Below are 14,062 nucleotides of genomic sequence, written 5' to 3' on the forward strand. Positions count from 1 at the left end.
ACTGGTGGCAAAGACACTTATTTTACTATTTGCTGCTCTTGCTTTGACCTTTTCCCTTAGCGCCTGCGGCGGAAACTCAGATGCGGTTCCAGATCATTCTGGGGAGGAGGTTGTGCAGTCCAATACCGGTACAAATCAGGTGGAAGAGCTTCCACCCGACGAAAGCGCAAGCCCGCCCGGCGATGAAGAATATGTTGTCGATACACCCTCAATCCCTGCTGGCCCGGCGACCATCGAAGATTTCACGACACAGTTGGATCTCACACCCTACTACACCGAAGAAGGCTTTGATCTGGATGCCGTGGCCGAATACTTTGGCTTCACAAAAGGCCCCGAAAAGCCAGACGACGGCCACATAACCTATCTGCGGCAAGTCGATGGCATTACCTGTTCGGCCCAGTATCACAGCACAGGCCCCTATCCCATCGGAGCCTCCTGCGCAGAGGATTACAGTGAAAAAGGAGCCGCACTGTGGAGAGTGGAACCAGATGCCCTTACTGATATCCAAGATCCCACGGAGACGATTCGCATTAAAAACTATGACTTTTCTATTCCCAAAGGCCTTGAAATTGTACTTTCATACATCTTGGAAAACTCTGCACATGTTGATCCGGCACCCTTTCCGTCAAACTTTGATCTCATAACCGTTTATCCCAACCAAACAAACCAGTAGAATAAATTACCCAGCTCTGTGCTGCAAAATACAAAAGAGGAGATGAAGAAATGAAGCGAGTTTTATCATTCTTATTATCCCTGGTGTTTATGGTGGGCATATCCACCACTGCCTTTGCCGCAGGAAACACCTATAACGACGTCTCTACTTCTCATTGGGCCTACCAGTATATCGAGAGTGTCACCGAAAAGGGGCTTTTTGGCGGTGTCGGCGGAGGTAAGTTCTCTCCGGAAACGCCCTTCACCCGCGCGCAAGTGACCCAGACGCTTTACAATGCTTACAGCCAAACCCTCACCGGTACCCTTGACAGCAATACGGGTGTCAGCGGATTGACTGGCAGAGAATGGTACAAGACGCCCTTGCGCTGGGCCTTGTCTTACAACCTGCTGGATGGCGCTTATAACGACATGGGCTCTATTTACGGAGCGGATCCGGAGGCCACCTGCGATCGCAAGGGCGCAGCTTTGGCAATGTACCGCCTGGCAGGCGCTCTGGGTGTGGAGCTGCCCGCCACCAATGCTGCGATTGATTTCCCCGACATTGCCGCTCTCGATGCCGAGTACCAGACTGCCATTACAGCCCTGCAGCGTGCGGGAGTACTGGCCGGATTGCCGGGCGGCATCTACGGTCCAAATGAGCCTCTGAACCGCGCCCAGGCCGCCACCATCCTCGACCGCTTTACCGATATCCCCGGCCTGGAGTCCACTGTCAAGACTACGCCCGACCAAGATACCGCAAACCTCTTTGCCAACGCCCCAACCTTCTCTGGTCCTAAAGTCTGGTGGAATAAGGACGTCTATCAGGAATTCGTGGACTATGCCAATACCAAGGAAAATCTTGTCACCCATGTAGAGATTTACAGTGATAAGGTCGTGATCTATCTTGCCACCGACTGGCCCTATACCTATTGCAATAAATATACATTCACCAACGACAGCTGCACAGTCACGACGTATCATTGGAAACCGCTAACAGATGAGTACTACATAACATTTGAAGATGTCAAGGCCGACGGCTACGAATCGCTGATGGTGGAGGTAGACAGATCTCAAAATTTTTACGAATACTTCAGCGTCAGATCTCCTTGGACTGAGGCAGTCCCTTCGACCGCGCGTCCTTGGGACTGACGAATGTATCCCTCCCTAAAAATGGCGGAAGATGTTTCTTCCGCCATTTTTATAATCATGTTATTATAAAAGCAATCTAATAAAACAGGAATTACAGTATGTCCCAGCCAGATCAGATAGATTTAACCGCAGAAGAAAAATCATATTTGCAGGCATTGATTGACGCAAAGAAGGTTCCTCCGCGTGTCTCTGACCGAGCAAAGATCCTGTTGTTACGTTCAGATGGGGTATCACCCAGCGAAATTCACCGGAGGCTACATATTCAATCAAAGAGCGTCCAATTGTGTCTGGATAAGTTCAGATCGGATGGTCTGATGCGGGCTTTACAGGATGACCAGCGTAGCGGCCATCCAAAAGAGATCTCGGAAGAAGCCATGCAGTGGATCGTCCAAACAGCTAAAAAATCTCCACGAACTCTGGGGTATGAGCAAGATCTCTGGTCAATCGCTTTACTTCACCAATATGTGCAGCAGCACGCAAAAGAGGCGGGTTTTCCAAGGCTGGAGCGCATCACTTCTCCGACCGTGTCCAGGATCGTAAACCAAGCGGATCGGCAGAACTTAAAAGTGAGAAAAACCAGAAAACTAAATGGCTTTAATTTAATCAACTGCACCGAAGTTCTGATTTATTGCCGCACATACCCCAGATATAAAAATGGGTCGGACGGTGTGCGGATAATAGGCTGCGATGTGGTAACGGCGGAGATCTTCGTATCTGAGCCGAAATCCGCCCTTCAGGTCTCGTGCATCCAGCTTCTTGAGCTACTCGACGGCAGATATCCGGAAACTTATACGATCCGCATTATTGACGATGATTGCCGAGTTTTTAAGTCGCCGGAGATCCAGCTTTATATCTGGGGCAAGCGAAAGGGGCGCTTTGAAGTATATACCCTTCCTACGGAAGAAAAATATGCGGAAAAACTCCTATCAGTTAGCTCATAGACTTCTTTGTGCCATGTATTTTTATTTCATCAAAAGTTTTTGAACGCAAACATATATTTGAAATATCAGACGAGCGGTGATATAATAAGCACATTGATGTACAGGATTATGGAGATAGTGAGGTCTAAGTTATGACTGTAAGCTACAAAAAACTCTGGAAGCTGCTCATCGACCGAGATTTAAAGAAGAAAGATCTCGAAGCGATGGCGCAGGTGAGTCATTACACGATGAACAAGCTCACCCATGGCGACAATGTTACAACCGATGTGCTCGGGCGGATCTGCAAGGCTTTGGATTGTTCTTTGGACGACATTATGGAGTTTGTGGATGAGTAAAGCCTATATGCGCTTATGCTATACTTAAAACGGAGTCTGAAAGGAGTCGCCTACTATGAACAAACAACAGCTTGCGGCAAAGATCTGGGAATCTGCCAATAAGCTCCGCTCAAAAATTGAGGCCAATGAGTACAAGGACTATATTCTTGGCTTTATTTTCTATAAATTCCTCTCGGATAAGGAAGAACAGTTTCTGCGCAAAGACGGCTGGGAGAGCGATGACCTGCAAGAACTCACCGAGGACGATGCGGACACTGTGGCTTACTGCCGCCGCCAGCTTGGCTATTTTATCGCCTATGAACATCTCTTCTCCACCTGGCTGGCCAAAGGCAAGGACTTTGACGTCTCCAATGTCACCGACGCGCTCTCTGCGTTCAATCGCCTGATCGATCCAAAACACAAAAAGGTTTTCGAGAAGATTTTTGATACCCTTGATACCGGCCTGAGCAAGCTGGGCGACACCTCCGGCGCACGAACCAAGGCGATCAGTAACCTACTGCAGCTGATCAAGGACATTCCCATGGACGGCAAAGAGGATTATGACGTCCTGGGCTTCATTTATGAGTACCTGATCAGCAACTTCGCGGCAAATGCCGGTAAAAAGGCTGGGGAGTTCTATACCCCGCATGAGGTCTCCCTGCTGATGTCGGAGATCGTGGCCGATCACCTGAAAGACCGCGACAAGATCGAAATCTATGACCCCACCAGTGGCTCCGGTTCCTTGCTGATCAACATTGGCCAGAGTGCGGCCAGGCGCATGGGCGGAAAGGACAACATTAAGTACTACGCCCAAGAACTCAAGGAAAATACATACAACCTCACCCGCATGAATCTGGTGATGCGCGGGATTCTCCCGGACAACATCGTTACCCGTAACGGCGACACGCTGGAGGAAGACTGGCCCTTCTTTGACGAAGAACATGTTTACAGCCCGCTTTATGTGGACGCAGTCGTCTCCAATCCGCCCTATTCTCAGCATTGGGAACCCACCGAGGACAAAAAGCACGACCCGCGCTACGCCAATTACGGCATGGCCCCCAAAAGCAAGGCCGATTATGCCTTTTTGCTCCATGATCTCTATCACCTCAAGCCCGACGGCATCATGACCATCGTTCTACCCCATGGCGTATTGTTTCGGGGCGGCGAGGAGGGTGAGATCCGCCGCAACCTGATCGAGAAAAACAATATTGATGCAATCATTGGACTCCCGGCCAATATCTTCTTTGGCACTGGTATTCCCACCATCATTATGGTGCTGCGCCAGAAGCGGCCCAATACCGATGTACTGATCGTCGATGCCTCCAAGCACTTTGAGAAAGTTGGCAAAAACAACAAGCTCCGCGCTTCTGACATCAAGCGAATCGTGGACACGGTAGTGCAGCGCAAAACCGTGGACAAGTTCTCCCGGGTGGTAGAGCGCGACGAGATCCGCCGCAATGATTACAACCTGAATATACCGCGCTATGTGGATTCCTCCGAGCAGGCTGAGTCGTGGGATATTCTGGCTGTGATGTCCGGCGGCATCCCCAATGGAGAGATCGACCAGCTGCGAGATTACTGGGACGCTTTCCACGATCTGCGCGGCAAGCTGTTCCGTTCCGACTCCGCGTCCTATTCCGCTCTGGCCGTGGAGGATGTCTCGGAGGCAGTCAAAACGAGCGCCGACGCCAAAGCCTATATGGACAACTTTGCCGACCATTTTTCCGATTTCTCCGGCTATCTCCGGGAGCGCCTCATTGATAAGCTCCACAGCATGGAGCAGCCGGTCAGTGAGGACGAGATCAGCAGCAACATTTATGCCCGGCTGGCTACTGTGCCGCTGGTAGACTACTATGAGGCGTATGAGATACTGGATCACGCATGGACGACCATCTCCTCCGATCTGGAGACCATTCAGCGAGAGGGTTTTGCCGCCACGAAGTGCGTCGATCCCAATATGGTGCTGAAGAAGAAGGGCGGTACGGAAGAAGAGGTCCAGGAGGGCTGGGCCGGGCGTATTTTGCCCTTTTCCCTGGTACAGGAGCAGCTTATGGGTGCGGAGCTCGCCGCTTTGCAGGCCCATGAAGACCGTTTGGCGCAGATTGCCTCCGAATATGAGGAGGCGCTGGACAACCTCTCCGAAGAGGATAAAGAGGCAGACTTCGTCAACGAGGAAAAAAGCGGCTTCGTCTGGCCGGCAGTGAAGAAGGCAATCAAGGCCAGGGAAGTAGAGCCGGAGGTACTGGCTGTCCTCAAGACTGCGCTCGCCCTGAACGAGGAGGAAAAATCTCTCAAGAAGCAGGTCAAGGAGGAAAGCACCCAGCTCCATCTCAAAACGAAGGAAACTATCGAGGGGCTTTCCGATGAGCAGGTTTTGCTCCTGCTGGAGCAGAAGTGGATCGTCCCGCTGGTGGAACAGCTCTATGCGCTGCCGCAGGCTGCGGTGGACGACTTGGTGAAACAGGTATCCACCCTGGCGCAGAAGTATGCGGCTACGCTGACCGATCTGGACGCCGAAATCGCCCGGACGGAGCGGGAATTTTCTGCCATGCTGGAGCAGCTCACGGGCAACGCTTCCGACATGGCCGGTCTGGCAGAGCTGAGGAAGCTGCTGGGAGGTGATTGAAGTGGGCGAGGGTAAAAAAGTTCCAGAGATTCGCTTTGCTGGGTTTACGAATGCTTGGGAACAGCGTAAGCTGGGGGATATAATGAATATCACTTCCGTAAAACGCATTCATCAGTCAGATTGGACAGACAGCGGGATTAGGTTCTTAAGAGCAAGAGATATTGTATCAGCATCAAAAAACGAAGAGCCTGACGATTACCTGTATATTTCAAAAGAAAAGTATGATGAATACAGTTTAGTATCAGGGAAGGTCGCTATTGGGGATTTACTTGTAACAGGTGTAGGAACAATCGGAGTGCCTTATTTAATAAGGAATTCAGAGCCTTTGTATTTCAAAGACGGCAATATTATATGGTTTCAAAACGGCACTAAAATTGATGGATATTTCTTTCTTTACTCTTTCTTTGGAAAGGCAATTCAAGACTTTATTAACGAGTCAGCGGGCATTGGAACGGTAGGAACATACACTATTGAAAGCGGTAAAAAGACACCTATTTCCCTGCCTGAAATGAAAGAGCAACAGCAAATTGGTGCTTATTTCCGCAATCTCGACAACCTCATCACCCTTCATCAGCGTAAGCATGAAAAGCTGGTCATCATCAAAAAAGCAATGCTGGAAAAGATGTTCCCCCAAAACGGCAGCAATGTCCCCGAGATTCGTTTCGCTGGCTTCACTGGTCCTTGGGAACAGCGTAAGTTTGAAGATATTGCTGTTCGTTCTTCTACAATAAGCTCTGAGAGAGGTCTGCCTAGAATTGAATATGAAGATATTGTTTCTGGGACAGGATGTCTTAATAAAGATGTGTTTGCTAAAAAATGCGATAAGGCCGGGATTGTTTTTCGCAAAGGAGATGTACTTTACGGGAAACTTCGTCCATATCTGCAAAATTGGCTTTTACCTTCGTTTAATGGGCTTGCAGTGGGGGATTTTTGGGTTTTACAGCCACAAAATGCTGATGGCAGTTTCCTATATAGGCTAATTCAGAGTCGCCAATTTGATGAGGTAGCGAATCAATCCACAGGGACAAAAATGCCGAGAGCAGATTGGAAACTTGTTTCTAAAACAGAGTTCTTTATACCGAATACCATTGACGAGCAAGCCGCCATAGGTACTTTTTTCGAGCAGATTGACTCCCTTATCACCCTTCATCAGCGTAAGTATGAGACCCTCAAGCGTGTAAAGGCAGCTCTGCTGCAGAAGATGTTCGTCTAAGGAGGCAGCGATGGTATTTAACAGAGAATCAGATTTTGAAAATGCATTGATCACCCTCCTGTTCGACAAGGGCTGGGAGGCGGAGGTGCTGCGCTATCCGACGGAGCAGGACTTGCTCCAAAACTGGGCCAACATCCTCTTTGAGAACAACCGGGGCATCGACCGGTTGAACGACGCGCCTCTCACCACCGGCGAAATGGATCAGATCATGGAACAGATCAAAACCCTGCGCACTCCCCTCAAGCTCAATGGCTTCATCAACGGCAAGACCGTCACCATCAAGCGGGATAATCCGGCGGATCCCCTCCACTTTGGCCGGGAGATCAGCCTGAAAATCTACGACCGGCAGGAGATCGCCGCCGGGCAGAGTCGGTATCAGATCGCGCAGCAGCCCGTCTTCCGAGCCAAGTCGCCCCTTGCCAGCGACCGCCGGGGAGATTTCATGCTGCTGATCAACGGCATGCCAGTCATCCATGTGGAACTCAAGAAAAGCGGCGTCCCGGTGAGTCAGGCATGTTATCAGATCGAGAAGTACGCCCATGAAGGTGTGTTCACCGGGCTGTTCTCTCTGGTGCAGGTTTTTGTGGCCATGGAGCCGAACGAAACCTTGTATTTCGCCAATCCCGGCCCGGACGGCAAGTTTAATTCGGACTATTATTTCCACTGGGCGGACTTCAACAACGAGCCAATCAATCACTGGCAGTCCATCGCCTCCAACCTGCTCTCCATCCCGATGGCACACCAGCTGATTGGCTTCTATACGGTGGCCGATGACACGGACAACACCCTGAAGGTCATGCGCAGCTATCAGTATTATGCCGCCAGCGCGATCTCCGACAAGGTCGCCCGCCGGAAATGGCAGGATCCCGGCCAGCGGGGCGGATATATCTGGCACACCACCGGTTCCGGCAAGACCCTCACCAGCTTCAAATCCGCGCAGCTCATTGCCAATTCCGGCGATGCGGATAAGGTTGTTTTTCTGGTTGACCGGATCGAGCTGGGTACGCAGTCGCTCCGGGAATACCGTGGCTTCGCCGATGACGCCGACTCCGTCCAGGCTACCGAGAACACCGGCGTCCTGATCGCCAAGCTCAAAAGCGACGATCCGGCAAATACGCTGATCGTGACCTCCATCCAGAAGATGAGCCGCATCGAGGAGGAGGGCGGCTATAAGGCCAAGGACATCGAGCTGATCAACCGCAAGCGCCTGGTCTTCATTGTGGATGAGGCGCACCGGGATGTGTTTGGCGACATGCTCCGTACGATTAAGGAAACTTTCCCCGGCGCAATGTTCTTCGGGTTTACCGGCACGCCGATTCACGATGAGAACCAGAAGAAGCTGAGCACCACGACCGATGTATTCGGCGACGAGCTCCATCGCTACAGCATTGCCGATGGCATTCGCGACAAGAATGTCCTGGGCTTTGATCCCACCATGGTCCTGACCTACAAAGATACGGATCTGCGCAAGGCCGTCGCTCTGGCGCAGGCCAAAGCCGCCACCGAGGCAGAGGTGTTTGGCAATCCGAAAAAGGAAGCAATTTACTATCGCTTTATGGACACCACCCAGGTTCCCATGGCCGGGTATCTGCAGGATGACGGGAAATGGTTCAAGGGAATTGAGGACTACATTCCGAAATCCCAGTATAAGCGCGAAAAACACCGGACTGCCGTCGTGCAGGATATCCGTGACCACTGGATGACCCTCAGCCGGGGCGGGCGTTTCCACGCGATCTTTGCCACCAGCAGCATTCCGGAAGCTATCCAATATTATGATCTCTTCTGTGAGCTCTGCCCGGAGCTTAAGGTCGCTGCGCTGTTTGACCAGAATATCGACAACACGGACGACGCAGCTCTCAAGGAAGATGCGGTCATAAAGATGCTGAAGGACTACAATGAACGCTATGACCAGAAGTTCCGCATGGCCACCTATGCGTCATACAAGAAAGATGTTTCCCTGCGGCTGGCGCACAAGAAGCCCTATGTGGGGATTGAACGGACACCGGAGCAGCAGATCGATCTTCTGATCGTAGTAGATCAGATGCTGACCGGCTTCGATTCCAAATGGGTCAATACACTCTATTTGGATAAAGTCCTGACCTATGAGCACCTGATCCAGGCATTCTCCCGCACCAACCGCCTGTTTGGCCCGGAAAAGCCCTTTGGGATTATCCGTTACTACCGCTATCCGCATTCGATGGCTCGCAACGTGGAAGCAGCCTTTAAGCTCTATTCCGGGGACAAGCCCCTGGGACTGTTCGCCAGTAAGCTGGAGAAAAATCTTACCAAGCTGAACGAGACTTTTGACGACATTGCTGCTCTATTTGCAACAGCGGGCGTGAAGAATTTTGAAGCTCTCCCCGGGGAACCGACTGAGAAAGCCCGCTTTGCCAAGCTGTTTAAGCAGTTCAACGATTATCTGGAGGCGGCTCAGGTACAAGGATTCACTTGGGGGCAGTTGGAGTACGAATTTAAGACAGAGGCGGGTAAGCATAGCGTCAAGATGCACTTCGATGAGACCGCGTACCTTGTGTTGGCCATGCGCTACAAAGAGCTGTTTCGTGACGGCGGAAGCGGTGGAATGGAAGACGTGCCGTATGAGATTGATCCCTATCTCACTGAAATCAATACCGGCGCGATCGACAAGGCGTACATGAACTCCCGTTTCAAGAAATTCCTCAAAGCACTGCAGGATGGCGTGGAAACTGCCGATGTCCTGAATGAGCTGCACAAATCCTTTGCGGTTTTGTCTCAAGAAGAACAAAAATATGCGCACATGTTTTTGCTTGATGTCCAGAGAGGCAATAAACCCGTGGAAGATAATAAAACGCTCTCGGATTATATCACTGAGTATCAGGCGGAAGCGCGTAACGACCGGATCCATCGCTTTGCGCTGGCCATAGGCGTGGACGAAAAGCAACTGCGGGATTTCATGAACCGCCACGTCACAACAGAGAATATCAACGAATTTGGCCTTTTTGATAAGCTAAAGAGCACCGTGGATCGCGACATTGCACGGGGCTACTTTGAGCGCACTGAGGGTAAGCCGATTAAGCCATTCCGCATCCCCGCCAAGATCGACACCATTCTCAGACAGTTTATTTTAAGCGGCGGATTCGATGTGGGGTAAAGCGGGAATCGGGAGGCGACCATAGTGCAGTCTGTCGGGAAAGACAGCAAAGAACTTTCCCAACAGACTGGGATTATTCGAACCTTTACGGGCTAAAAAGTCCGCCGCTCAGGCGAAAATAGCAACTCAAACAATGCATTGAGAGAAGTGGTGCGGTTTTAGTTATCCGCATTACTTATGAGGAGACTGATAAGATGTATATTTCCCAATTATCTATTCAAGGGTATAAAAATACTCGCGAAAAATCTGAAATCTCGCTGGGCAGAGGTCTAAATGTCCTGCTCGGAGAAAACGGCTGCGGGAAAACTGCCGTTATAAATGCTCTTCGTCTCCTCTTCCGCGAACCAGAATCAAATTATGCTTGTTCTCCGGACGATTTCTATTGCTCATTGGATAGGTCTTATACTGCAGATACAATCGAGATCGATGCGTTGTTGACCGGGTTAACCGAAGACGAGAAAATCACTTTTTTGTCTTGGTGCAACGCCGACTTTAACGCACATCTGCATCTTCGTATTACGGAGAACCCAACAAAGCCCGGTGCAATGAAACGGAAATACTGGGGTGGAGAATCGACGGCCAGCATTTTTGAAGAAGATACATTTGATAGGGTTGAATGCATTTACCTTCCGCCATTGCGCGATGCAGAAGCTAGGCTTTCTGCTGGCAGACGCTCCAGACTGGCGTGGCTTCTAAAAAAGAAATACGGAGACAACACAGGATCTCTCGTGGATAGCGTTGCTGAATTTAACAATAATATCGTGCAGAATAAGGATGATAAGTACACTGAAATTCAAGATGTAAAGGCATCCATTAACGGAAAAATTGTGGATGCATTAGGTAAGAAACTTGGCCAGAGCGTAAATCTGCAATTTTCTGAAACAACCTTTAATCGGATTATAGAAAATATCCGCATGGTTTTCTTTCCGCATACCGGGGAAACGGATATTGCGAAGTTTAGAGATTTGGCCACTAACAGCCTGGGGTATAACAACCTGCTCTACATTGCTACGGTATTTGCCGAGCTTGAGTTGATTAAGGACTCTGACATTTTTACGATCCTCCTTATCGAAGAACCCGAGGCCCACCTTCATCCGCAGTTGCAGGTAAAGTTTATCAAATATCTTGAAGCACTGGTTTCTACACTTCCCAATGCACAGGTCATCGTTTCTACACATTCGCCGGTACTGGCATCTTCCGTGAAGATAGACAAGTTGATTCATTTGGTGGGGAAAGAAAACCAGATTGTCTCCACAATGATAGGACAGAAGGAATTTGCTGATACGAATGCGGAAAATTATATTAACCGATGGCTGGATGTTACTAAGTCCACCATGCTTTTCTCACGAGGAATCATTTTGGTCGAGGGAATTGCGGAAGCTCTCGTGTTGCCAAAGCTCGCAGGGATCGTTCTGAAAAAATATAACCAGGGACAAGAGGAGCCTATGCGATTAGCCTCTACACTTGATGAGATGGGCGTTTCTGTAATCAATATCAATGGCATCAACTTTCAGTACTTCATGAAGTTGTTCGGCAATTTTCAGGGGTCTTCCGGCCCTGACATTCCAATATTCTGTTCCGGCTTGACAGATAGGGATCCCGGCAAAGATGCTTCTGACAATGTTATCTATCCTGAGAAAGATACGGATGTAGAAAGTAAGAACCCTATCGTTGAATCAAAAGCTGAAATTGATAATAATCAGTGGACAAGACTTTTTGTGTCGCCGTTGAAAACTTTTGAGTATGATCTCGCTACATACAACCCCAAGCTTTTAGCGACTGTTTTAAAGTCTATCTGGCCTACGGATAAAGGAACTGTGTGTGCCGAATTGAATAAAATTATTGGCAGAGAGACCGAGTACAAAGATCTGTCTCTTTTGGCAAAAGATGCAAAATATATCTATGAGCACATAGAAAGCGATCAGATTGGAAAAGGTGCCTTTGCCTATGCTTTGGCCGAAACAATCACGGATGATTTTGTAGTACCAGACTATATCTCTAATGCCGTTCTTTGGGCCTGTGGAGGAAAATCATTGTGACAAGGGACGAAAAAATTGAGAAACTTACTGAAGTGCTGTCTGCCGGTAAGATATTCACTCAACAAGCGAAAGAGCGAATAGATGAGAAAACTGACGAACAGCTAGACTATATCCTTTCTCCGATAGATCAGTGCATCTATTTAGAGGCTTGTGCGGGAAGCGGAAAAACTGAGGTGCTGGGGCTTAAAGCGGCTTATGAGATCTGCAGGTGGAGCTCCCGACAAACCGGAATTGCCGTTTTAACTTTTACAAATGAGGCGACCGCAACCATCACGGATCGGGTTTCCTCATTTTACGGCAAGCCTGTTCCGTCCAATCACTTCATTGGCACATTCTCCAGTTTTGTTCACGGACACATCGCGCAGCGTTTTGGTTACAAGTTTTGTCACATACCAGAGGACAGGGCAGATAAGTCGTTTAGAGTCGTGGATTCTGATATAAACCTATATAGTAACCAGTGGCTTAAAAACTATAAATTGGACTTCTATCTCCCACAGCAGACAATTTACGCAAATCAACTCAATTATAGAGCTAGCAGCAGAAAATGGTATGTTAAGCAAAAAGAAACTGCTCAGCGCTTAACAGAATTGTATGCTGGCAACCCAAGGCAGTTAATCGAACAAGCAAATGCATGCAAATTAAAGTTTTGGAGTGACGGCTTTGCTACTTTTGAAGATATGAACCTAATTGCGCGCAAGTGCCTTCACGATGAAACAATTTGCCGTTATATTGCTCGGAAGTTTCCTGTAATTCTTGTCGACGAGTGTCAAGATTTATCTGCCAGCGAACTAGGCATTCTTTCTCTTCTGATTAGTGCAGGTACAGTTGTCCATTACATAGGAGATCTTCATCAGGCTATTTACTCGTTCAAGGATGCCTGTCCTGAGCAGTATAAAGCACATATTGAAGCCCACCGCTTCGAGACTAGACGTTTAAGTGCAAACTTTAGAAGCACGCAGAAAATCGTTGATTTTTCTCGAAAGATGGGTGGGATAGACTACCCAATCTCAGGTTCCGTAGAGAGTAAATGTGGCGATTATGATTGTTGCTATGTGGAGTATGACGATGACGAGAAAGATGCAATTATGGCTTTTACCGATACGCTCAATAGATTTGACATACCAATCAAAGATGCTGTCGTCCTTGTTAGGACGCAAACTGCAAAGCAAAAGCTAAGTCATATACCTTCCAATGACCACAAGACGCATCCCGTGATAAACGCCATCCAGCTATGGCAACAAAATGAGCCTGTAGCGCGGCAAACAGCTCTAAGCCTGCTTGGATATCAACTGCAGAGATGGATGGGGTTTCATGGAAAAAGCAACAACTACTATTACTCGGACGAGGTATGCCCGAACGCGGTGTACTGGAGATTGTTGCTTAGAAATATTCTTGTTGAACTATGCTCCGATCCTGCGATGACAACCGTGGATGAGTTGACTTACGGCTCATGGTATTCAAAAAACAAAGAGAGAGTTATTGGTGTCATCGCACATCATCTTAACACCATAGGGCAGAGCCTGCCTGAGATAACGATCCGAACCCCTAACGGGACCGCAAAGCAGCAAATTTGCCGGATAATATTGACTGAAGAAGAACAAATGCGTGTTGAGACTATCCATTCGGTTAAGGGCGGTACATTTGATGCAGTGTTGTTACTATCTTCACCGGATGGCCGATGGAAAACAGGGTTTTGGGAGAGTTGGTTAGACTCTGAGGACGAATCCGGAAGAATAGGTTATGTGGCTAGCACACGTCCACGCTACCTATTGTGTTGGGGAGTTAAGAGGCTTACGGATGTTCAAAGACGGGAATTAGAAAAACTGGGATTGATAAATCTCAACAGCGATAAATCGTAGTCCCTCGGGCACTGGGAAAATTATTGTATTCTCTAAATAGTGTGTACACAAGTTCAGGCTAAAACGGCGCACCAAATAGCAATGCAACGAATTTGCACTGCGGCGAGAAAAGATGCTGTATTTTTAGCATATCGCGTGGC

General features: G+C 48.9%; 9 protein-coding genes and 1 pseudogene. 9 read left to right on the forward strand and 1 reads right to left on the reverse strand.

Going from position 1 to position 14,062, the window contains the following annotated elements:
• Nucleotides 1-4 precede the first annotated feature (4 nt).
• The 9 genes from H7U37_RS02375 (at nucleotide 5) to H7U37_RS02415 (ending at nucleotide 13,922) form a co-directional block, all read left to right on the forward strand.
• Nucleotides 5-673 (forward strand): hypothetical protein, encoded by a 669-nt coding sequence (locus H7U37_RS02375; RefSeq protein WP_204873297.1) that lies wholly within the window; start codon nucleotides 5-7, stop codon nucleotides 671-673.
• 50 nt (nucleotides 674-723) lie between these two features.
• A complete protein-coding gene (locus H7U37_RS02380; protein ID WP_204873298.1) occupies nucleotides 724-1,800 on the forward strand; it encodes an S-layer homology domain-containing protein in 1,077 nt (358 codons plus the stop codon).
• A 98-nt stretch (nucleotides 1,801-1,898) separates the two neighbouring features.
• On the forward strand, nucleotides 1,899-2,741 hold the full coding sequence (locus tag H7U37_RS02385; RefSeq protein WP_204873300.1) for a helix-turn-helix domain-containing protein: 843 nt from the start codon (nucleotides 1,899-1,901) through the stop codon (nucleotides 2,739-2,741).
• 131 nt (nucleotides 2,742-2,872) lie between these two features.
• On the forward strand, nucleotides 2,873-3,076 hold the full coding sequence (locus H7U37_RS02390; protein ID WP_204873302.1) for a helix-turn-helix domain-containing protein: 204 nt from the start codon (nucleotides 2,873-2,875) through the stop codon (nucleotides 3,074-3,076).
• A 55-nt stretch (nucleotides 3,077-3,131) separates the two neighbouring features.
• Nucleotides 3,132-5,681, forward strand: a complete 2,550-nt coding sequence (locus H7U37_RS02395) for a type I restriction-modification system subunit M (protein WP_204873303.1) — start codon at nucleotides 3,132-3,134, stop codon at nucleotides 5,679-5,681.
• A complete protein-coding gene (locus H7U37_RS16165) occupies nucleotides 5,674-6,894 on the forward strand; it encodes a restriction endonuclease subunit S (RefSeq protein ID WP_204873304.1) in 1,221 nt (406 codons plus the stop codon). The genes H7U37_RS02395 and H7U37_RS16165 overlap by 8 nt, the downstream gene beginning before the upstream one ends.
• 10 nt (nucleotides 6,895-6,904) lie before the next feature.
• Entirely contained in the window at nucleotides 6,905-10,024 is a 3,120-nt protein-coding gene (locus H7U37_RS02405) for a type I restriction endonuclease subunit R (RefSeq protein ID WP_204873305.1), read from the forward strand.
• Between the two features lie 194 nt (nucleotides 10,025-10,218).
• Nucleotides 10,219-12,063: an ATP-dependent nuclease gene (locus H7U37_RS02410; protein WP_204873306.1), complete on the forward strand. Its 1,845-nt coding sequence runs from the start codon at nucleotides 10,219-10,221 to the stop codon at nucleotides 12,061-12,063.
• Nucleotides 12,060-13,922 (forward strand): UvrD-helicase domain-containing protein, encoded by a 1,863-nt coding sequence (locus H7U37_RS02415; RefSeq protein WP_204873307.1) that lies wholly within the window; start codon nucleotides 12,060-12,062, stop codon nucleotides 13,920-13,922. Before H7U37_RS02410 ends, H7U37_RS02415 begins: the two co-directional genes overlap by 4 nt.
• 53 nt (nucleotides 13,923-13,975) lie before the next feature.
• On the opposite strand, the pseudogene H7U37_RS02420 reads toward H7U37_RS02415, so the two are convergent.
• A pseudogene (locus tag H7U37_RS02420) lies at nucleotides 13,976-14,062 on the reverse strand (IS5/IS1182 family transposase); the annotation flags it as partial.

Origin of the sequence: Pseudoflavonifractor phocaeensis, from assembly GCF_016901735.1 — a bacterium.
Classification (GTDB): Bacteria; Bacillota; Clostridia; order Oscillospirales; family Oscillospiraceae; genus Pseudoflavonifractor_A.